The 21,581-nt window shown below is 71.9% G+C and carries 18 protein-coding genes; 13 read left to right on the top strand and 5 right to left on the bottom strand.

Translation table 11 applies throughout. From position 1 onward, the window contains the following. Positions 1-65: 65 nt before the first annotated feature. The gene (locus ASG96_RS14040; protein ID WP_056757187.1) at positions 66-941 is read right to left on the bottom strand and encodes a DMT family transporter; all 876 of its coding nucleotides are present in this window, start codon (positions 939-941) and stop codon (positions 66-68) included. Next, entirely contained in the window at positions 938-1,732 is a 795-nt protein-coding gene (locus ASG96_RS14035) for a C40 family peptidase (protein WP_200962684.1), read from the bottom strand. The genes ASG96_RS14040 and ASG96_RS14035 overlap by 4 nt, the downstream gene beginning before the upstream one ends. Positions 1,733-2,003: 271 nt before the next feature. Here ASG96_RS14035 and ASG96_RS14030 point away from each other — a divergent pair, with 271 nt between their 5' ends. The 3 genes from ASG96_RS14030 to ASG96_RS14020 all read left to right on the top strand — a co-directional run bounded on the left by ASG96_RS14030 (position 2,004) and on the right by ASG96_RS14020 (position 5,571). After that, positions 2,004-2,321: a hypothetical protein gene (locus tag ASG96_RS14030; protein ID WP_056757184.1), complete on the top strand. Its 318-nt coding sequence runs from the start codon at positions 2,004-2,006 to the stop codon at positions 2,319-2,321. Between the two features lie 163 nt (positions 2,322-2,484). Beyond that, the gene (locus tag ASG96_RS14025; RefSeq protein WP_057588248.1) at positions 2,485-4,143 is read left to right on the top strand and encodes an FAD-dependent oxidoreductase; all 1,659 of its coding nucleotides are present in this window, start codon (positions 2,485-2,487) and stop codon (positions 4,141-4,143) included. A gap of 24 nt (positions 4,144-4,167) precedes the next feature. After that, on the top strand, positions 4,168-5,571 hold the full coding sequence (locus tag ASG96_RS14020) for an ATP-binding protein (RefSeq protein WP_057588247.1): 1,404 nt from the start codon (positions 4,168-4,170) through the stop codon (positions 5,569-5,571). Positions 5,572-5,645: 74 nt separating this feature from the next. On the opposite strand, the gene ASG96_RS14015 is transcribed toward ASG96_RS14020, so the two are convergent. The 3 genes from ASG96_RS14015 to ASG96_RS14005 are packed head-to-tail and all read right to left on the bottom strand — an operon-like array spanning position 5,646 to position 8,877. Further along, a complete protein-coding gene (locus ASG96_RS14015; RefSeq protein ID WP_057588246.1) occupies positions 5,646-6,326 on the bottom strand; it encodes an MBL fold metallo-hydrolase in 681 nt (226 codons plus the stop codon). A gap of 2 nt (positions 6,327-6,328) precedes the next feature. Then, positions 6,329-7,030, bottom strand: a complete 702-nt coding sequence (locus ASG96_RS14010; RefSeq protein ID WP_057588245.1) for a maleylpyruvate isomerase family mycothiol-dependent enzyme — start codon at positions 7,028-7,030, stop codon at positions 6,329-6,331. After that, positions 7,027-8,877, bottom strand: a complete 1,851-nt coding sequence (locus ASG96_RS14005; protein WP_057588244.1) for a glycoside hydrolase family 15 protein — start codon at positions 8,875-8,877, stop codon at positions 7,027-7,029. Before ASG96_RS14005 ends, ASG96_RS14010 begins: the two co-directional genes overlap by 4 nt. Before the next feature lie 128 nt (positions 8,878-9,005). On the opposite strand from ASG96_RS14005, the gene uvrA reads away from it, so the two are divergent. The 10 genes from uvrA (at position 9,006) to secG (ending at position 21,572) form a co-directional block, all read left to right on the top strand. Beyond that, positions 9,006-12,158, top strand: a complete 3,153-nt coding sequence (gene uvrA, locus ASG96_RS14000; RefSeq protein WP_057588243.1) for an excinuclease ABC subunit UvrA — start codon at positions 9,006-9,008, stop codon at positions 12,156-12,158. Further along, entirely contained in the window at positions 12,155-12,670 is a 516-nt protein-coding gene (locus ASG96_RS13995) for a Rieske (2Fe-2S) protein (RefSeq protein WP_082591775.1), read from the top strand. Before uvrA ends, ASG96_RS13995 begins: the two co-directional genes overlap by 4 nt. A gap of 164 nt (positions 12,671-12,834) precedes the next feature. Further along, a complete protein-coding gene (gene uvrC / locus ASG96_RS13990; RefSeq protein WP_057588242.1) occupies positions 12,835-14,883 on the top strand; it encodes an excinuclease ABC subunit UvrC in 2,049 nt (682 codons plus the stop codon). Beyond that, positions 14,880-15,797: an RNase adapter RapZ gene (gene rapZ, locus ASG96_RS13985; protein ID WP_057588241.1), complete on the top strand. Its 918-nt coding sequence runs from the start codon at positions 14,880-14,882 to the stop codon at positions 15,795-15,797. The genes uvrC and rapZ overlap by 4 nt, the downstream gene beginning before the upstream one ends. After that, positions 15,794-16,780, top strand: coding sequence for a uridine diphosphate-N-acetylglucosamine-binding protein YvcK (yvcK, locus tag ASG96_RS13980; protein ID WP_157610840.1), 987 nt, complete (start codon positions 15,794-15,796; stop codon positions 16,778-16,780). The genes rapZ and yvcK overlap by 4 nt, the downstream gene beginning before the upstream one ends. Positions 16,781-16,858: 78 nt before the next feature. Next, positions 16,859-17,839: a DNA-binding protein WhiA gene (gene whiA, locus ASG96_RS13975; protein ID WP_056757158.1), complete on the top strand. Its 981-nt coding sequence runs from the start codon at positions 16,859-16,861 to the stop codon at positions 17,837-17,839. Positions 17,840-18,047: 208 nt separating this feature from the next. Further along, on the top strand, positions 18,048-19,052 hold the full coding sequence (gap, locus tag ASG96_RS13970) for a type I glyceraldehyde-3-phosphate dehydrogenase (protein ID WP_056757155.1): 1,005 nt from the start codon (positions 18,048-18,050) through the stop codon (positions 19,050-19,052). A gap of 105 nt (positions 19,053-19,157) precedes the next feature. Next, positions 19,158-20,366 (top strand): phosphoglycerate kinase, encoded by a 1,209-nt coding sequence (pgk, locus tag ASG96_RS13965; protein ID WP_057588240.1) that lies wholly within the window; start codon positions 19,158-19,160, stop codon positions 20,364-20,366. Further along, on the top strand, positions 20,366-21,178 hold the full coding sequence (gene tpiA, locus ASG96_RS13960; protein WP_057588239.1) for a triose-phosphate isomerase: 813 nt from the start codon (positions 20,366-20,368) through the stop codon (positions 21,176-21,178). Before pgk ends, tpiA begins: the two co-directional genes overlap by 1 nt. 148 nt (positions 21,179-21,326) lie before the next feature. Continuing rightward, positions 21,327-21,572 (top strand): preprotein translocase subunit SecG, encoded by a 246-nt coding sequence (gene secG / locus ASG96_RS13955; RefSeq protein WP_020144105.1) that lies wholly within the window; start codon positions 21,327-21,329, stop codon positions 21,570-21,572. Positions 21,573-21,581 lie beyond the last annotated feature (9 nt).

Here is a 21,581-nt window from a genome sequence, read left to right as displayed (position 1 = left end):
ACCGTAGGACCTCATGCGGACTGGAGGTCAAGCCCCCGGGACCACGCGTCATCGACCCGCCTCCATCAGCCCGGGCCCATCGCGGCGTCCGGCGACTCGGGACGGGTCTGGGCACCTAGCACGATGACGCTGGCGAGCACGACGAGCGCCATGCCGGCCACCTGCCCACGGTCGAGCACCTGGTCGAGGACGACGAACCCGGCGAGCGCGGCGACGACCGGCTCGAGGCTGAGCAGGATGCCGAACACCCGCTGCGCGAGGTGGCGCAGGGCGACGAGCTCGAGGGAGTAGGGCAGCACCGACGACAGCACGGCGATGCCGAGGCCCAGGGCGACGTCCCGGGGCGTCCAGAGGTCGATGGACGTGAGCCCGAGCGGGGCGACCGCGACCGTCGACACGATGAGGGCGAGGGCGAGCCCGTCGAGCCCTCCGAACGCCTTGCCGGTGCGCTGGCTGAGGACGATGTAGGCCGCCCACATGACTCCGGCGAGCGCCGCGAACCCGACACCGACGAGGTCGAGCCGGTCCCACGACGTGTGCAGCACCCCGGAGACGAGCACGACGCCGAGGGCCGCAGCGGCGACGGCGAGGATGTCACGCGGGCGACGGCTGAGGGCGGCGGCGAGGCCGAGGGGCCCGAGGAACTCGATCGTCACGGCGACGCCGATGGGCAGGTGCGCCAGCGAGGCGTAGAACGAGGTGTTCATCGCGGCGAGCGCGAGCCCGAAGAGCACGACGGTGCCCCAGTCGGACCGGCTGCGTCCGCGCCAGGAGGGCCGCGCGACGGCATAGAGGATGACCATCGCGAAGAACAGGCGCAGCAGCACGGAGCCGGGTGCGCCGATCCGTGGCACGAGGGTGGCGGCGAAGGCGCCACCGAACTGGACGGAGACGACGCCGCCGAGGACGAGCAGGGGAGCGGTGCGGTGGTCGACGCTCACGGCATCGGCAGGCGCCCGGCGGCGACGAGGGTGGCGACGCGGTCGGCGGGCAGGTCCTCCTCGACGAGGACGCCGCCGGTCTCGGAGGCGTGGACCATGCGACCGGGGCGCACGACGATGCCGACGTGGTGGATGCGTCGACCGGGTCGCGCGAAGAAGTAGAGGTCGCCCGCCTGCACCGCGTCGAGCTCGACGGGCGATGCGAACTCCGCCTGGGCGTACGCGTCGCGCGCCACGACGACGCCGAGGAGGCGCCACGTGTGCAGCACGAGACCCGAGCAGTCGAAGCCGAGCGGGGAGACGCCCGACCACAGGTAGGGCAGGCCGAGGTGGCGACGCGCCTCGGCGACCGCGGGGTGGGTCGCTCCGCCCTCGCGGGGGTCGAGCGTCGGCACGGGTCCCTGCACCACGTCGTCGGTCACGGGCGACAGGTGGGCCGAGCGCACCCAGCCGGGGTAGCCGCGGGCGTCCTCGGGAGAGAGCTGCCACGGGGCGACGACGTGGGACCAGGCACCGGACTCGTCGGTCTCCGTCACCTCGACGGGCTCACCGGCGAGCAGCTGCGACTCGACGCGCCCGTGCAGGCCGAGGCGGCCTCGGCCTGACTCGTCGTCGGCGGCATGCGTGTCGAGGGCGGCCAGCCACGCCGCGACGTCGGGCTCGTCGGCGACGGCGGGGCCGTCGACGGGGCGCGGGCTCCCGGGACCGGTCCAGACGGTCGTCACGGGGACGCGGACGAGGTGGGTGGCACTGACGGCGTTGAGGGCGTTGGCGGCGGCGGACGAGCTCACGCCCGTCATCCTCGCACCACGCTCCGGCGCTCGCTCAGGCCGGCCAGGCACTGGGCCCCGCGACGTGCACGGACCGGCCGCCCACCGTCACCTGCCGCAGAGGTGTGCCGTGGCCCGCTCCGACGTGAGGACCGGCTGGCTGCTTCGCACGGCTTCCGGTCTGTGCCCGGTGTCGCGCTGCCTGACACCTCGCTGTCACTTCCCTCTCGAATCGGTGTGGACCTGCGCGAGGTACTGGTCCGCGGGCCCCCGGACCCGTACCGTCAGGACTATGGAAGAGCGAATCACCCTGGAGGGATTCGATCCCCCGAAGAACCGACGTCACAGCCCCGACGGCGACCTCGTCGACGTCCAGGGCTGGCTGCACGCGCCCGTCGACTGGACCGGTGGGCCCCGGCTCGAGCGCGCGTGGCGCGACCGCCACGGTCGGTCACGGCTCGGCGTCGGCCTCTCGGTCGCCGGCAACCCGAGGCGTCACATCCTCATGACCAACGTGCCGGCCGACATCGACTTCCTCCGGTCCGAGCTCGAGTCGCTCATCGCGGAGTTCGACCCGGACGCGACGTCGGACCTCGAGGACGCCCAGTAGCCCGAGGGCTCCAGCAGCCGGAGGTCGCGCGGGAGCGGCGTCAGGCTGACGGTCCCTTTCGTCACGGCATGCCCCGACGCGCCCGTTTCGTGGCTCTCACCCCGCTCGGTTGAACCACGGCGACTCCCTCCCGAACGCCGGGTCCCGCTCGTACGCTGGGCGCGTGGCCAGACCGGCGATCATCACCGTGGACGACGACGCGCCGGTCTCGGCGGCGATCGCGAGGGACCTGCGGGCCAGGTACGGCGCCGAGCACCGCATCCTGCGCGCCTCGTCGGGCGCCGAGGCGCTCGACCTCGTGGCCCGTCTCGTCCTGCGCGGCCAGCCCCTCGCGCTCGTCGCGTCCGACCAGCGCATGCCGGGGATGACCGGTATCGAGCTGCTGGCCAGGGTGCGCCTCGACGTCCCGGACGCCAAGCTGCTGCTGCTCACAGCCTACGCGGACACCGACGTCGCGATCTCGGCGATCAACGACATCGGGCTCGACCACTACCTCCTCAAGCCGTGGGACCCTCCCGAGGACCGGCTCTACCCCGTCGTCGACGACCTGCTCTCCGACTGGCACAACGCCCACCCGGAGCAGACGAACGAGGTCCGTGTCGTGGGGCACCGGTGGTCCGACGCCAGCGACCTCGTCAAGACCTTCCTCGCCAACAACCACGTGCCGTACGTCTGGCTCGACGTCGAGCGGGACGAGGAGGGCGCGCGCCTGCGCGACCTCGCGGACGCCGGGCCCGAGGACCTGCCGCTCGTGCTCGTGCCCGACGGCGACACGCTCCGCGCCCCGACACCGGTGGCTGTCGCGACAGCCCTCGGACTGCGCACCCGCGCCGAGCGCGACCTCTACGACCTCTGCATCGTCGGGGGCGGTCCGGCCGGCCTCGCCGCCGCGGTCTACGCCGCGTCCGAGGGCCTCAGCACCGTCATCGTCGAGCACGACGCGCCCGGCGGCCAGGCGGGGCAGAGCGCCGCGATCGAGAACTACCTCGGCTTCCCGCGAGGTCTGTCCGGCGCCGACCTCGCGCAGCGTGCGATCGCCCAGGCCCGCCGCTTCGGGGCCGAGATGGTCCTCGCGCGTGACGTCGTGGCGCTCGAGCAGCGGGGTCCCGTCCGGGCGGTCCGGCTCGACGGCGCCGACGACATCGAGGCGCGCAGCGTCGTGCTCGCGACCGGTGTGTCCTACCGGCGGCTGGAGGCTGCGGGCATCGACGCGCTCGCCGGGCGCGGCGTGCACTACGGGTCCAACGCCGGCCAGGCCGCGGCCTGCGCCGGTGACGAGGTCTACGTCGTCGGTGCCGCCAACTCCGCGGGACAGGCGGTCCTCAACCTCGCGCGTCATGCCCGCCGCGTCACGCTCGTCGTCCGTGGCGAGTCGCTCGAGGCGAGCATGTCCCAGTACCTCGTCGAGAGGATCCGTGCCGACGAGCGCATCCGCGTCCTGTGCCGCACCGAGGTCGTCGCCGCGGACGGCGACGGCCACCTCGAGCGGCTGACGCTCTCGGACCGGCACACCGGAGCCCCGACGGAGGTCGCTGCCGACTGGCTCTTCGTCTACATCGGCGCATCGCCCCGCACCGACTGGCTCGGTGGCGACGTCATGCGCGACGACCACGGCTTCGTGGTCACCGGTCACGACCTCGTCACCGGACCCCGCGCGCACGGGTGGACGCTCACGCGCCCGCCGTTCGCGCTCGAGACGAGCCTGCCGGGAGTCTTCGCCGCCGGCGACGTGCGCTCGGACTCGATGAAGCGGGTGGCCTCCGCCGTCGGTGAGGGCTCGATGTCCGTCTACTTCGTCCACCGCTACCTCGCCACGATCTGACCGGCCGCACAGACGGGACACCCGATGCTCGAGCTCTCCGACCTCCGGACGGTGCCGCTCTTCGACGGGCTGGACGACGCCCAGCTCGCGGAGCTGCTCGACGGTGGCGCCGAGGTGCCGATCGTCCCCGGGGAGGTGGTCTGGCTCGAGGGGGACCGTGCCGACTTCTGGTGGGTCGTCGTCGACGGGACGCTCGACCTCTCGCGCCACATCGGTCGCGAGGACGTCGTCGTCGGCCGGATGGACGTGCCGGGGCGTTGGGCCGGGGGCTTCCGGGCCTGGGACGAGCACGGCGTCTACCTGGCGACGGCGCGGGGCGTCGCCCCCGGGCGGCTGCTGCGGGTCCCGGCCGAGCGGCTGCACGAGCTGGCCAACGTCTGGTTCCCCTTCGCCGCACACCTCGTCGCCGGCCTCTACGGCACGGCCCGGTCCATCGAGGCGACGGCCCGCCAGCGCAGCGGGCTCGTGACGCTCGGGACGCTCGCAGCCGGCCTCGCCCACGAGATCAACAACCCCGCCGCCGCCGCGGCCCGCTCGTCCGCCGAGCTCGAGCGCGCCTGCGACGGTCTGCTCGAGGCGCTGCGCCAGATGGCGACCGCCGGCGTCACCGCGGCCCAGTTCGGTGAGCTCGACGCCCTGCGGCGCGAGCTCGAGCCGCCGACGACGCTGCCCGACCCGCTCGAGACGGCCGACCTCGAGGAGGAGCTGGGGGAGTGGCTGGACCGTGCGGGGGTGGACCGACCGTGGGAGCTCGCGGCGTCCCTCGTCTCGGCCGGCGCGGACGTCGGCTGGGTGGAGCGCGCCGCGGCCGCGTCACCGGTCGACGGCCTCGGAGCCTCGCTCGGCTGGGTGGCCCGCACCATCGACGTGGCGTCGCTGCTCACGGAGGTGCGCGAGTCGACCCGGCGCGTGTCCGAGCTCGTCGCCGGCATCAAGTCCTACTCGCAGATGGACCGCGCCTCGCACCAGCGGGTCGACGTCCGCGAGGGTCTCGAGAGCACGCTGCTCGTCATGGGGCCACGGCTTCGTCCGGGCGTCACGGTGGTGCGCGACTGGGGGAGCGACGTGCCGCTCGTCGACGGGATGCCGGGCGAGCTCAACCAGGTCTGGACCAACCTCGTCGACAACGCCGTCGACGCGATGGACGGCGTCGGCACCTTGACGGTGACGACACGGCCGGACGGGGAGGCCGTCGTCGTCGAGGTGAGGGACACCGGTGCCGGCATGAGCCCGGAGGTGCAGCAACGGGCCTTCGAGGCGTTCTACACGACGAAGGACGTCGGCCGCGGCACCGGGCTCGGCCTCGACATCGCCCACCGCATCGTCGTCGAGCGCCACGGCGGGTCGATCGAGATCGAGTCCCGGCCGGGCGACACCCGCCTGCGGGTCCGCCTGCCCGTCCGCGCCCCCGACGCACCCGCGCCCTGAGCACCCGGCGCGCCGGACGGCATACGCCATCGGGTCGTCACCGAGGACGTATGCCGTCCCGCGGGCTCAGCCGGTCACCAGCCGCGGGCGCGCCACTCGCCGAGGTGCGGGCGCTCGGCGCCCAGGGTCGAGTCGTCGCCGTGGCCGGGGTAGAACCACGTCTCGTCGTCATAGACGTCGAAGACGCGGGTCGTGACGTCCTCGATGAGCGACTCGAAGCTCTGGCCGGGGTTCTTCGTGTTGCCGATGCCACCGGGGAAGAGGCTGTCGCCGGTGAAGAGGTGCGTGTGGCCCGCCGGGTCGGCGTAGGCGAGCGCGATCGAGCCGGGCGTGTGGCCGCGCAGGTGCACGACGTCGAGGGTGACGTCGCCGACCGTGACCGTGTCGCCCTGGGTGACGCGCTCGTCGACGGGGACGGGCAGGCCGTCGGCGTCGTCGGCGCCGGCCACGGTGCGGGCGCCCGTGGCGGCGACGACCTCGGCGAGCGCGCCGACGTGGTCGTGGTGCAGGTGGGTCGTGACGACGGTGTCGAGCCCGCCGCCTCCGGCGGAGACGAGCTCGAGCAGGCGGTCGGGCTCGCTGGCGGCGTCGACGAGCAGCTGCGCGCCCGTGGCGCGGCAGGTCAGCAGGTAGGCGTTGTTGCCGAAGTCGCCGACCTCGAGCTTGCGGATCGTCAGGGCGGGGAGCTCCCGCACCCCGGCCGGGCCTGCGGCGGTGACGTGCCCGGTGTAGGCGTCGTCGGGTGCGTGCCTCATGGTCAGCCTCCGAAGGGCAGGGTCGGGACGGGACCGTCGAAGCGCACGCCGTCGGTGCGCCCTCGGGCGAGCCACAGCAGCACGTCGGCGGCGGCGCCGGTCACGCGCGTCTCACCACCGCCGACGACGTGCTCGTCGCCCTCGGCCGTGGCGAGGTGGAGCGACGGCGGGGCGTCGTCGTGGGCGAGGCGGTTCGCCGCGTCGCGGACGAGGAGCGCCACGACCTCGTCCGGGGCGCTCGCGAAGGTGTAGCCCGCGTCGAGGTCGACGTGGTGGTAGACGACCTCGCGCAGCCGCATGAACGGCACCATCCGGACGGGGATCGGGAAGCCGCCCGGGGTGCGCTCGACATGGACGTCGGCGTGCTCGGGACGCAGGGCGTCGAGACGCTCGGCCAGACGCGCCGCCGAGTCACGGATGTCGGTCGCGTGGTCGTGTGCGGAGCGTCGGGCGCCGCGCTCGATGTCGGCGTCCCGCGACTCGACGTCGTCGTACATCGTGTCGGCGGTGCCGGTCAGGGCGACGTCGCACACCCGCACGAGGGCGTCGGCGTTGCGTGCGAGGTGCGCCAGCACGTGGCCGCGCGACCACCCCTCGCAGAGCGACGGGCCGAGCACCGCGTCGTTGCGGAAGCAGGCGGCCGTCTCGACCAGCCGGCCCGTCTCGGCCGCGACGAGCGCGGGTGTCACGTCGGCGTGCCTCATGCCGTTGCCCTCCCGGGTTGCTTCTCGGTCTCCGTGTCGGACGCCGTGCCGGACGCCTTCGCGAGAGCGAGGGCGGCGCCGACGAGCGTCAGGTGCGAGAACGCCTGCGGGAAGTTGCCCACCATGCGCTTCGCGATCGGGTCGTACTCCTCCGAGAGCAGTCCGACGTCGTTGGTCAGGCCCACGAGCCGGTCCATCAGCTCGGTGGCCTCCGTCGTCATACCCGCCTTCGCGTAGGCGGTCACGAGCCAGAAGGAGCACGCGAGGAACGGGTGCTCGTCGCCGGCCAGGCCGTCGACGCCGCTGTCGGTGCGGTAGCGCATGACGAGACCCTCGCGCAGCAGGTCGGACTCGACGGCCGCGATGGTGCCGAGCATCCGCGGGTCGTCACCGTCGACGAAGCCGATCGACGACAGCGTCAGCAGCGACGCGTCGACCTCGGTCGTGTCGTAGTGCTGGACGAAGGTGTTGCGCTCGGTGTCGAAGCCCTTCGTCGTGACCTCCTCGCGCACCTGGTCGCGCAGCTCGCGCCAGTGGTCGACCGGACCCTCGACGCCGTGCTGCTCGACGGCGCGGATCGCACGGTCGAAGGCGGCCCACACCATGACGCGCGAGTGCGTGAAGTGCCGCAGGGGGCCCCGGATCTCCCACAGGCCGTTGTCGGCCTCCTCCCAGTGCTGGGCGAGGTGGTTGACCAGCGCCCGCTGCAGGTGCCACGAGTCGTCGTTCTCCTCGAGTCCCTTCGACCGCGCATGGTCGAGCGAGATCATCACCTCGCCGAGCACGTCGGTCTGGCGCTGCTCGACGGCCGCGTTGCCGACGCGCACGGGACGCGACGCGGCATACCCGGGCAGGTGCTCGAGGACCCGCTCCGGGAGGTCACGGCCGCCGTCGACGCGGTACATGATCTGCATGTCCTCGGGGTCACCGGCGACGGCGCGCAGCAGCCACGCCCGCCACAGCTCGGTCTCCTCGACGTAGCCGCAGCCGAGCAGCGCCTCGAGCGTCAGCGCGGCGTCGCGCAGCCAGCAGAAGCGGTAGTCCCAGTTGCGCTCGCCACCGAGCTCCTCGGGCAGCGACGTCGTGGCGGCGGCGACGATCCCACCGGTCGACTGGTGGGTCAGGCCGCGCAGCACGAGCAGGGAGCGCGTGACCGCCTCCTCGTAGGGGCCGACGTAGTCGCTGCGGGAGGCGTACTCCTCGCTCAGCGCGATCGTCTCCTCGATTCGGGCGCGCACGCGCAGCGGCGGCGGGATCTCCTCGTGGCTGCGGAACCACGTCGTCGAGAAGGTGAAGGTCTGGCCGGCGACGACGTCGAACTCGTCGACGTGGTGGCCGTCCTGGGCGTGGGGGAGCCGCGCGCCGCGCAGGACGAGCATGTCGGGGCCGGCGATCGCCGTGATGATCTCGTCGGTGTGGTCCTCGCGGTCCTCGGTGTGGCGCATCACCCACGGGCGGGTGCGGCCGTAGTTGAAGCGCACCGTCCACTCGTGGACCATCCGGACCGTGCCGTCGACGCCCTCGATGCGGCGCAGGAGGTCGGACCGCCCGTCGCCGAGGGGCATGACGTCGGTGACGCGGACCCGGCCCGTGGGCGTCTCGTGGATCGTCTCGAGGACGAACGAGTTGCCGACGTAGCGGCGGGTCGTCACGGCGTCCGGGTCGACCGGCGTGATGAGCCAGCGGCCGTGGTCCGGCGTGCCGAGCAGCGCCGAGAAGCACGCGCGCGAGTCGAAACGGGGGAGGCACAGCCAGTCGACCGACCCCTTGAGGCTGACGAGGGCGGCGGTGCCGAGGTCGCCGAGCACGGCGTAGTCCTCGATCGGGGTGGGCACGTGCTCACTCATGACTGCGAGTATGCCGTCCTGCCGGGTCGGGCGCTCCTGTCGCCCGAGGGCGTGGCGGGGCGGGTACGTCCGGTGTCGTGTCCAGCCTTGAGCCGCCGATGGGGGGACTGTCAGTGACCCCACCTAGCATGTTGCGCGTGACTGCTACGCCCACCGGCAACGCCCATTCCCTCGTCGTCCGCGGCGCCCGCGAGCACAACCTGCGCGACGTGTCCGTCGACCTCCCACGCGACAGCCTCATCGTCTTCACGGGGCTCTCGGGGTCGGGCAAGTCGAGCCTCGCCTTCGACACGATCTTCGCCGAGGGGCAGCGTCGCTACGTCGAGTCGCTGTCGGCCTACGCCCGGCAGTTCCTCGGACAGATGGACAAGCCCGACGTCGACTTCATCGAGGGCCTCTCGCCCGCGGTCTCCATCGACCAGAAGTCGACCAACCGCAACCCGCGCTCGACGGTCGGCACCATCACCGAGGTCTACGACTACCTGCGTCTCCTCTTCGCCCGCGCCGGGCGGCCGCACTGCCCGGTGTGCGGTGAGCCCGTGACCCGGCAGTCGCCGCAGCAGATCGTCGACCAGCTCCTCACGCTCGAGGACCGCACGCGCTTCCAGGTGCTCGCCCCCGTCGTGCAGGGCCGCAAGGGTGAGTTCGTCGACCTCTTCGCCGAGCTGCAGACCAAGGGCTTCTCGCGTGCCCGCGTCGACGGCGAGGTGGTCTCCCTCACCGAGCCGCCCACCCTCGAGAAGCAGAAGAAGCACACCATCGAGGTCGTCGTCGACCGTCTCGTGGCCAAGGGTGACGACAGCGGTTCCAAGCGTCGCCTGACGGACTCCGTCGAGACCGCCCTCGGGCTGGCCGGCGGCGTCGTCATCATCGACTTCGTCGACCGCGACGCCAAGGACAAGGACCGCGAGCGCCGCTTCTCCGAGAAGATGGCCTGCCCCAACAACCACCCGCTCGGCATGGACGAGATCCAGCCGCGGTCCTTCTCGTTCAACTCGCCGTTCGGCGCGTGCACCGAGTGCACCGGCATCGGCACCGAGCTCGAGGTCGACCCCGAGCTCGTCGTGCCCGACGAGGACCTGTCGCTCGCCGAGGGCGCCATCGCGCCGTGGGCCCAGGGGTCCGGCTCGGCCGAGTACTTCCAGCGCGTCATGGGGGCGCTCGGGGAGGACATGAAGTTCTCGATGGACGCACCCTTCCGGGCGCTGCCGGCCCGCGCCAAGGAGGCGCTGCTGCACGGCCAGAACTACAAGGTCCACGTCAAGTACAAGAACCGCTACGGCCGCGACCGCTCCTACACGACCGGCTTCGAGGGCGTCGTCCCGTTCATCAAGCGCCGTCACTCCGAGACCGACTCCGAGTGGAGCCGCGACCGCTACGAGGGCTTCATGCGCGAGGTCCCGTGCCCGGTCTGCAAGGGGGCGCGGCTCAAGCCCGAGTCGCTCGCCGTGCTCGTCGGCGGCAAGAACATCTCGGAGGTCTGCGGGCTCGCCATCAGCGAGGCGGCCGGCTTCCTCGACACCGTCGACTTCACCTCGCGCGAGCAGCAGATCGCCGAGCGCGTCATCAAGGAGATCGACGCCCGGCTCGGCTTCCTGCTCGACGTCGGGCTCGACTACCTCTCGCTCGACCGCCCGGCCGGCACCCTCTCGGGCGGCGAGGCGCAGCGCATCCGGCTCGCGACCCAGATCGGGTCCGGCCTCGTCGGCGTGCTCTACGTCCTCGACGAGCCCTCGATCGGGCTGCACCAGCGCGACAACCACCGCCTCATCGAGACGCTGACGCGCCTGCGCGACCTCGGCAACACCCTCATCGTCGTCGAGCACGACGAGGACACCATCGCGACGGCCGACTGGGTCGTCGACATCGGCCCGGGCGCGGGTGAGCACGGTGGCCACGTCGTGCACTCCGGCACGGTCAAGGGGCTGCTCGAGCACCCCGACTCGCTCACCGGCATGTACCTCTCGGGTCGCCGTGAGATCCCCTCGCCCGACGTGCGCCGCGGCCACGACGGGCGACAGATCACCGTCAACGGCGCCCGCGAGAACAACCTCCAGAACGTGTCGGTCGACTTCCCCCTCGGCAACCTCGTGGCCGTCACCGGGGTGTCGGGCTCGGGCAAGTCGACCCTCGTCAACGACATCCTCTACAACGTCCTCGCCAACAAGCTCAACGGAGCGCGCCACGTGCCCGGTCGGCACAAGTCCGTGACCGGCCTCGACCACCTCGACAAGGTCGTCCACGTCGACCAGAGCCCGATCGGACGCACGCCCCGATCGAACCCCGCGACCTACACCGGCGTCTTCGACAACATGCGCAAGCTCTTTGCCGAGACGACGGAGGCCAAGGTGCGCGGCTACCAGCCGGGCCGGTTCTCCTTCAACGTCAAGGGCGGCCGCTGTGACGCGTGCTCCGGCGACGGCACGATCAAGATCGAGATGAACTTCCTGCCCGACGTCTACGTCCCGTGCGAGGTGTGCCACGGGGCCCGGTACAACCGGGAGACGCTGGAGGTGCACTTCAAGGGCAAGACGATCGCAGACGTGCTCGACATGCCGATCGAGGAGGCCGCCACGTTCTTCGAGGCGGTCCCCGCGATCGCGCGTCACCTCAAGACCCTCAACGACGTCGGCCTGGGCTACGTGCGCCTCGGCCAGCCGGCGCCCACCCTCTCCGGTGGTGAGGCCCAGCGCGTCAAGCTCGCCAGCGAGCTGCAGAAGCGGTCCACCGGACGCACCATCTACGTCCTCGACGAGCCGACCACCGGCCTGCACTTCGAGGACATCCGCAAGCTCCTCGACGTGCTCCAGGGCCTCGTCGACAAGGGCAACACCGTCATCGTCATCGAGCACAACCTCGACGTCATCAAGAACGCCGACTGGATCATCGACATGGGGCCCGAGGGCGGCTCCGGCGGTGGCACCGTCATCGCCGAGGGCACGCCCGAGGACGTCGCCGAGGTGGCCGCCAGCCACACCGGCCGGTTCCTCAAGCCCATCCTCGAGCGCACGGCTCGCACGACGGGCCGCACGCCGGCGACCGGCCGCGGCAAGAAGGCCGTCGCGTCGTCCGCGGGCTCTGCGGACTCACAGCGAACTGTCGGCGCGGGCACATCGACGACGCGCACCGTGAAGGCATCGACGGCGACGAAGGCATCGACGGCGACGAAGGCGAGCGGTCGCGCACGAGGAGGTGCCACCACCGCCGCTGCGAAGAAGACCACGTCGAGCACCACCGTGAGCAAGACGAGGTCGACCACGACCCGGAAGAGGAACGCATGACCCGGCGCACGCACTCCAGCACCACCGAGCCGACCAGCAGCACGAGCACCTCCGACACCCCGTCCACCAGCCCCGAGCCGAGGCTCGGTGACCGCATCTCCCTCCTCACCGACCGGCGCGGCGTCCTCCGGGTCGCCGGCGTCGTCGTCGGCGCCGGGGCACTGGCGGCCTGCAGCAGCCCACCCGTCCCGACGGCCTCCGCCGACTCGTCGGGCGGTGCTGCTGCGGCGGGCGGCACCCCGACGTCCGAGGTGCCCGTCGGCGGCGGCACCGTCTTCCCCGACACCATGACCGTCGTCACCCAGCCGACGGCCGGCACCTTCAAGGCGTTCGACGCGGTGTGCCCCCACCAGGGCTGCACCGTCGGCTCCGTCGAGAACGGACAGATCATCTGCCCCTGCCACCAGAGCCACTTCGACGCGACCACCGGCGACCGCGTCTCCGGTCCCGCGCCGACCGGCCTCACGGCCAAGACGATCACGGTCACCGGCACCGCGTTCACCGTCAGCTGAGAGCAGTCCGCCCTCGTCTGCCGCCCGGTCGGCGCCCCTCGGCGTCGGCCGGGCGTCATGCGTCCCCGCCCGACGCCCACGCGGGCGGGTCCCGCGTCCCCCGGCACACGGCATACGCGAGGAGGCCCTGCGGGAGCGTCGGTGGCCCGACATAGGGTGGGAGCGTGGCGGACCCGACGACCTACCGACCGAAGCCGGGGGAGATCCCGACCGACCCGGGCGTCTACCGTTTCCGCGACGCGCACGGCCGGGTCATCTACGTCGGCAAGGCCAAGTCGCTGCGCCCGCGGTTGTCGTCCTACTTCCAGGACATCACGGCGCTCCACCCGCGCACGGCGACGATGGTCACCACGGCCGCGTCGGTCGAGTGGACCGTCGTGCGCACCGAGGTCGAGGCCCTCCAGCTCGAGTACTCCTGGATCAAGGAGTTCGACCCGCGCTTCAACGTCAAGTACCGCGACGACAAGTCCTACCCCTTCCTCGCCGTCACGATGGGCGAGGAGTTCCCGCGGGCCCAGGTCATGCGCGGCGCCAAGCGCAAGGGCACCCGTTACTTCGGGCCCCACGGCCACGCGTGGGCGATCCGCGAGACCCTCGACCTGCTGCTGCGCGTCTTCCCCGTGCGCACCTGCTCCTCCGGGGTGTTCAAGCGCGCCACGGCGAGCGGCCGTCCGTGCCTGCTCGGCTACATCGACAAGTGCTCGGCGCCGTGCGTCGGCCGGGTCACCCCCGACGAGCACCGGGCCATCGCCGAGGACTTCTGCGACTTCATGGCCGGCAACACCACGCACTTCGCCAAGCGACTCGAGACGCGGATGAAGGAGGCGGCCGCCGAGCTCGACTTCGAGCAGGCCGCCCGCCTGCGCGACGACATCGGTGCCCTGACCAAGGCCCTCGAGAAGCAAGCGGTGGTGCTCGGTGACGCCACGGACGCCGACGTCTTCGCCCTCGCCGACGACGACCTCGAGGCCGCGGTCCAGGTGTTCCACGTCCGTGGGGGACGCATCCGAGGCCAGCGGGGCTGGGTCGTCGAGAAGGAGAGCGAGGACCTCCCGACCCTTGTCGAGCACCTCCTCCTGCAGGTCTACGGCGACGCCGAGCGCGACGCCATCCCCCGCGAGGTCCTCGTCCCGACCGCCCCCGTCGACGTCGAGGCCGTCACCGAGTGGCTGTCATCGGTGCGCGGCTCGGCCGTCAGCGTCCGGGTGCCGCAGCGCGGCGACAAGCGCACCCTGATGGAGACCGTCCGGCGCAACGCCGAGCAGTCGCTGGCCCGGCACAAGGTGGCCCGCGCCGGCGACCTGACCCTGCGCAGCAAGGCCCTGCAGGAGCTCCAGGACTACCTCGGGCTCGACGACGCGCCGCTGCGCATCGAGTGCTACGACGTCAGCCACGTGCAGGGCACCAACGTCGTCGCGTCGATGGTGGTGTTCGAGGACGGCCTCGCGCGCAAGAGCGAGTACCGCCGGTTCATCGTCCGCGGAGCCACGGCGGGTGACGAGGGCGGCGAGCCGGTCACGGTCGACGACACCGCCGCGATGCGCGAGGTGCTCATGCGTCGCTTCCGGCGCTACCTCGAGGACGCCGAGGGAGCCGGCGACCTCGACCTGTCGACCGGTGTCGTCGGCGGGTCGTCGGACGCGCCGGCCGCGTCGTCCACCGATGACGACGACGAGCCGTCCGCCTCCGGCCCCATCGACCCCGAGACGGGCCGCCCGCGACGCTTCGCCTACCCGCCGAGCCTCGTCGTCGTCGACGGCGGGCTCCCGCAGGTCAACGCCGCCCAGGCGGTGCTCGACGAGCTCGGCATCGAGGAGGTCGCGCTCGTCGGGCTCGCCAAGCGCCTCGAGGAGGTGTGGGTCCCGCGCGACGACCACCCGGTCATCCTGCCGCGCACGAGCGAAGGCCTCTACCTGCTCCAGCGTCTGCGCGACGAGGCCCATCGCTTCGCGATCACCTTCCACCGCCAGCGGCGGTCGAGGGCGATGACGACCTCCCAGCTCGACGGCATACCCGGGCTCGGCGCCAGCCGACAGAAGGCGCTGCTGCGCCACTTCGGTTCGGTCAAACGCCTTCGCTCGGCGGACACAACGGACATCATGGCCGTACCGGGCTTCGGCCGGTCGCTTGCCTCGGCCGTCGTCAACCACTTGGCTGAGGGAGCACCCCAGGAGCCAGCCGTGAACCTCACGACGGGAGAAGTCCTCGAATGACCGCCGACACCGGGCGCACACCGCAGACGCCCTTGGCCGATGCTCCGATCGTCATCGTCACCGGGATGAGCGGGGCCGGCCGCAGCACCACCGCCAACGTCCTCGAGGATCTCGGCTGGCTCGTCGTCGACAACCTGCCGCCGCAGCTGCTCACGCACCTCGCCGAGCTGCGCGACGAGGCCCGTGCCCAGCACCCGGAGGCCCATCTCCAGCAGGTCGCCGTCGTCGTCGACGTCCGCTCGCGCGGCTGGTTCGCCCAGCTCGAGGGGGCGATCGGTGCGGCCCGAGAGCGCGGCGAGCGTCCGAGCCTCGTCTTCCTCGACGCGACCGACGAGGCCCTCGTGCGCCGCTTCGAGAGCGTGCGCCGACCGCACCCGCTCCAGGGCGACGGTCGACTCCTCGACGGCATCCAGCGCGAGCGCGAGCTGCTCCTCGACCTGCGCTCGTCCGCAGACGTCGTCATCGACAGCTCTGGACTCAACGTCCACCAGCTGAGCGCCAAGCTCTCCTCGCTCTTCGCCGGTGACCGGCGCGTGCAGCTGCGCATCGCCGTGATGTCGTTCGGCTTCAAGTACGGCCTGCCGCTCGACGCCGACGTCGTCTTCGACATGCGCTTCCTGCCCAACCCCTACTGGGTTCCCGAGCTGCGGGCGCTGACCGGACGCGATACGCCCGTCAGCGAGTTCGTCATGAAGCAGGAGGGCGCCGACGAGTTCCTCGACCGCGCCGGTGACCTGCTCGACACGATGATCGACGGCTACGTCCGCGAGGGGCGTCGCTACGTCACGGTGGCCGTCGGCTGCACGGGCGGCAAGCACCGGTCCGTCGCGATCGCCGAAGCGCTGAGCGAGCGGCTCGGCGGGCGCGACCGCGTCGACACGTTCGTCGTCCACCGCGACCTGGGTCGGGAGTGACCGGGACCAACGCGGTGACGACCCCACGCCTTCCCCTCGGCTCTCCGCACCACCGACGCATCGTCGCGCTCGGCGGTGGCCACGGCCTGGCCGCGGCGCTCACCGCCCTGCGCCTGCTCACCGACAACGTCACCGCCGTCGTCACGGTGGCCGACGACGGCGGCTCGAGCGGGCGGCTGCGCGAGGAGTTCGACGTGCTGCCCCCCGGCGACCTGCGGATGGCGCTGTCCGCGCTGTGCGACGACAGCGACTGGGGCCACACCTGGCGCGACGTGCTGCAGCACCGTTTCGCCGGCACCGGGGACCTCAGGGGTCATGCACTCGGCAACCTCATGATCGTCTCGATCTGGGAGCTGCTCGGCGACACCGTGCAGGGGCTCGACCTCGTGGGTCGCCTGCTCGGCGCGCGGGGGCGGGTGCTGCCGATGGCGGCCGAGCCGCTCGAGATCGTGGCCGAGATCCGAGGCCACGACCCCGCCCGTCCCGACGACACCGTCGAGGTGCGGGGGCAGCACCGCGTCGCGTCGTCACCGGGCATCGTGTCGTCGATCGGCATCGTGCCCACCTGCCCCGAGCCGTGCCACGAGGCCCTCTCGGCCGTCCGCGACGCCGACTGGGTGATGCTCGGGCCCGGGTCGTGGTTCACGTCCGTCATGCCGCACCTGCTCGTCCCCGCCCTCGTCGACGCCCTCGTCTCGACGCCGGCCAAGCGACTGCTCAACCTCAACCTCGAGGTGCACAAGGGCGAGACCCGCGACTTCCGGGCCGAGGACCACCTCGCCTCCTTTGCCGCCAACGCCCCCGACCTGCGGCTCGACGTCGTCCTCGCCGACCCGAGCGTCGTCCCCGACGGGGCGTCCCTGCGGGCTGCGGCCGCCGAGCTCGGGGCCGAGCTCGTCGTCGCCCCCGTGGCGGCCCGGGGCGAGCCGGGTGTCCACGACCCGCTCCGGCTCGCGGCGGCGCTGCGCGACGTCATCTCCTGAGCTCGTCCCGACGCCGGCCGGAGAGCGCGCCGGGGCTCCGGCGCGAGGGTGCTTGATCAGGGTGGCAGGATGTCGCCCATGGCCATGACAGCAAAGGTGAAGGACGAGCTCTCACGCCTCGAGGTGACCAAACCGTGCTGTCGCAAGGCCGAGGTCTCGACGATGCTCCGCTTCGCCGGAGGCCTCCACATCATCGGGGGACAGATCGTCGTCGAGGCCGAGCTCGACACCGCGAACGCCGCGCGCCGCCTGCGCCGCAACATCGCCGAGGTCTACGGCCACAAGAGCGACGTCCTCGTCCTCGCCGCCGGTGGCCTGCGTCGCGGCTCGCGCTACGTCGTGCGGGTCGTCGAGGAGGGCGCGACCCTGGCCCGACAGACCGGGCTCATCGACACGCGTGGCCGTCCCGTGCGGGGCCTGCCCCCCAAGGTCGTCAGTGCCGCGACGTGCGACTCCGAGGCCGCGTGGCGTGGCGCGTTCCTCGCCCACGGCTCCCTCACCGAGCCGGGACGCTCGTCGGCGCTCGAGGTGACCTGCCCCGGGCCCGAGGCGGCACTCGCCCTCGTCGGTGCCGCCCGCCGTCTCGGCATCCAGGCCAAGGCCCGCGAGGTCCGCGGCGTCGACCGCGTCGTCATCCGTGACGGCGACGCCATCGGCGCGATGCTGACCCGTCTCGGCGCCCACGACGCCGTGATGGCGTGGGAGGAGCGGCGGATGCGGCGCGAGGTCCGGGCGACGGCCAACCGGCTCGCCAACTTCGACGACGCCAACCTGCGCCGCTCGGCACGCGCCGCCGTCGCCGCCGGCGCCCGGGTCGAGCGCGCGATGGAGCTGCTCGGCGAGGACGTCCCCGACCACCTGCGCGAGGCCGGGGTGCTGCGCCTCGAGCACAAGCAGGCCAGCCTCGAGGAGCTCGGCCAGCTGGCCAAGCCGCCCATGACGAAGGACGCCGTGGCCGGTCGCATCCGTCGCCTGCTAGCCATGGCCGACAAGCGGGCCGAGGAGCTCGGGGTCGCCGGCACCGACGCGAACCTCACGCCCGACATGCTCGAGACCTGATCACGCGCCTGCCGGGGTCCGTTCGGGTGCTCGCCCGTCGGCCTGAGCACGCTGAGCGCGTGCTGAGCGCGTGCTCACCAAGCCCTGAGACTGCCGCTTGGGCGTCTGGGGCGACGCACTAGGGTGTGGTGTGATCGAGGTCGCAACGGGGCGGCCCAAGGTCTGGCATTTCGTCCGACACACAGTCTCACCGAAGAGGTGCACAGCAGTGACCGTTCGCGTTGGTATCAACGGCTTTGGCCGCATCGGCCGCAACTTCTTCCGCGCCATCGTGGCGTCCGGAGCCGACATCGAGGTCGTGGCAACCAACGACCTCATGGACAACAAGACCCTCGCCCACCTGCTCAAGTACGACTCGATCCTGGGCCGTTTCCCCGGTGAGGTCACCTACGACGACACGTCGATCATCGTCGACGGCAAGGCCATCCGGGTCTTCGAGGAGCGCGACCCCGCCAACATCGACTGGGCCGGCGTCGGCGCCGACATCATCGTCGAGTCCACCGGCTTCTTCACCGACGCCCAGAAGGCCAAGGCGCACATCGACGGTGGCGCCAAGAAGGTCATCATCTCGGCCCCGGCCAAGAACGAGGACATCACGATCGTGATGGGCGTCAACCACGAGCTCTACGACCCGGCCGCCCACACGGTCATCTCCAACGCCTCGTGCACGACGAACTGCCTGGCGCCGATGGCCAAGGCCCTCAATGACGAGTTCGGCATCGTCAAGGGCCTCATGACGACGATCCACGCCTACACCCAGGACCAGAACCTCCAGGACGCGCCGCACAAGGACCTCCGCCGGGCCCGTGCCGCCGCCCTCAACATCGTCCCGACCACGACCGGTGCCGCCAAGGCCGTCGCCCTCGTGCTGCCCGAGCTCAAGGGCAAGCTAGACGGCTACGCGCTGCGCGTCCCGGTGCCGACCGGCTCGGCCACCGACCTGACCTTCGAGGCCGGTCGCGAGACAACCGTCGAAGAGGTCAACGCCGCCGTCAAGGCCGCCGCCGAGGGCCCGATGAAGGGCTTCCTCGTCTACACCGAGGACGAGATCGTCTCCAAGGACATCGAGACCGACCCGGCCTCCTGCATCTTCGACGCCGGCCTCACCAAGGTCATCGGCAACCAGGTCAAGGTCGTCGGCTGGTACGACAACGAGTGGGGCTACTCCAACCGCCTCGTCGACCTCGTCGCGCTCGTCGGTCAGTCCCTCTGAGCCACTCGGCCACCGCCCTCGGTGCTCTCCGGAGCGCCCGGGCGGTGGCCGCACCCATGTCACCCGTGCCCGGCCCCACTCCCAACTGACGAAGAGGCATCCCGCGTGAAGACCACCAGCGACCTCGGGGACCTGCGCGGCAAGCGCGTCCTCGTCCGGTCCGACCTCAACGTGCCGCTCGACGGCTCGACGATCACCGACGACGGCCGCATCCGCGCTTCGGCCCCGACGATCAAGGGTCTGGCCGACGCCGGCGCCCGCGTGATCGTCTGCGCGCACCTCGGACGCCCCAAGGGTGCCCCCGAGGCGAAGTACTCCCTCGCCCCGGTCGCGAAGCGGCTCGGCGAGGTGCTCGGCAGCGACGTCGTCTTCGCCGAGGACACCGTCGGCGACGACGCGAGGGCCAAGGCGGCTGCGCTGGAGGACGGGCAGGTCCTGCTCCTCGAGAACCTCCGCTTCAATGCCGGTGAGACCACCAAGACCGACGACGAGCGAGCCGAGTTCGCGGGCGAGCTCGCTTCTCTCGCAGACGTCTTCGTCTCCGACGGCTTCGGGGTCGTGCACCGCAAGCAGGCGTCGGTCTATGACGTCGCGCGCCTGCTGCCGCACGCCACGGGCGACCTCGTGTCGACCGAGGTGGACGTGCTGCGTCGCCTGACCCGGGACCCCGAGCGGCCGTATGCCGTCGTCCTCGGCGGCGCGAAAGTGTCCGACAAGCTCGGCGTCATCGGCAACCTGCTCGGCACCGCGGACCGCCTCATCGTCGGCGGCGGAATGGTCTTCACCTTCCTCGCCGCCCAGGGGCACGAGGTCGGCAAGAGCCTGCTCGAGGCTGACCAGATCGACACCGTCAAGGGCTACCTCGACCGTGCCGAGAAGGAGGGTGTCGAGATCGTCCTGCCCGTCGACGTCGTCGCGGCCGACGCGTTCAGCGCCGACGCGGCCCACGAGGTCGTCGCGGCCGACGCGATCCCGGCCGACCGCATGGGCCTCGACATCGGGCCCGCGTCGAGCGCGCTCTTCGCCGAGAAGCTCGCCGACTGCCGCACCGTCTTCTGGAACGGCCCGATGGGTGCCTTCGAGATGGAGCCCTACGCCGCCGGCACCAAGGCCCTCGCGCAGGCGCTCGTCGAGATCACCGCCCAGGGAGCCCTGACCGTCGTCGGCGGCGGCGACTCGGCAGCCGCGGTGCGACAGCTCGGTTTCGCCGACTCCGACTTCGGCCACATCTCCACCGGTGGCGGCGCCAGCCTCGAGTACCTCGAGGGCAAGGAGCTGCCCGGACTCACCGTGCTCGAGGAGGGCGACGCCTGATGGCGAAGGACACCAAGCCGGTCGGGCGCGTGCCGCTCATGGCCGGCAACTGGAAGATGAACCTCGACCACCTCCAGGCGACGCACCTCGTGCAGAAGCTCGACTGGACCCTGCGCGACGCGAAGCACGACCACGCGGCCGTCGAGGTCGCGGTGCTGCCGCCGTTCACCGACCTGCGCTCGGTGCAGACCCTCGTCGAGGGCGACAAGCTCGACCTCAGGTACGGCGCGCAGGACCTGTCGCCGCACACGTCGGGCGCCTACACCGGTGACATCTCCGGCGCCTTCCTCGCCAAGCTCGGGTGCACGTACGTCGCCGTCGGCCACAGCGAGCGACGCGAGGGCCACGGCGAGACCGACGCCGTCGTGGGCGCCAAGGTCAAGGCGGCCTACGCCCACGGCCTCACACCGATCCTCTGCTGCGGCGAGGCGCTCGACGTGCGCAAGGAGGGTCGCCAGGTCGAGCACGTGCTCGCCCAGCTGCGCGAGAACCTCGACGGGGTGACCAAGGAGCAGGCCGCGTCGGTCGTCATCGCCTACGAGCCGATCTGGGCCATCGGCACCGGCGAGGTCGCGACCCCCGACGACGCGCAGGAGGTGTGTGCAGCCATCCGCACGCTGCTCGCCGAGCTCTACAGCGGCGACGTCGCCGACGGCGTGCGCGTGCTCTACGGCGGCAGCGTCAAGGCCGGCAACATCGCGGCGATCATGGCCCAGGAGGACGTCGACGGCGCCCTCGTGGGTGGTGCGTCGATCGACCCGACGGAGTTCGCGTCGATCTGTCGCTACCGCGACCACCTCGCCACGTCCTGAGCCGTTTCCCCCGGCCGGGCGGACCCCGACCGGGGCCGTTCGGCCGATGGGCACTCGGGCAGGTATCCTTGCCCGAGCCCCGGAACACGCGGGGGAGTGGCCGACCGGCCGGACGACCCCCGAGATCCCGACGATTTGGAGTGACCACGTGGATGCGGTTCGCATCGTGCTTCAGGTCCTGCTGGTGCTGTCCAGCATGGTCCTGACCCTCTTCATCCTGCTGCACAAGGGCAAGGGTGGCGGCCTGTCCGACATGTTCGGCGGGGGCATGTCCACGTCGCTCGGTGGCTCATCGGTCGCCGAGCGCAACCTCGACCGCTTCACGGTGGCCGTGGCGCTCGTGTGGGCGACGGCGATCATCGGTCTGGGCCTCCTGGCCCGTTTCGCGAGCTGAGAGGACGGA

The sequence above is a fragment of the Terrabacter sp. Soil810 genome (assembly GCF_001429645.1).
Lineage (GTDB): Bacteria > Actinomycetota > Actinomycetes > Actinomycetales > Dermatophilaceae > Terrabacter.
The sequence above is the reverse complement of the archived record's forward strand: the minus strand, read 5'-3'. Positions and strand labels throughout refer to the sequence as shown.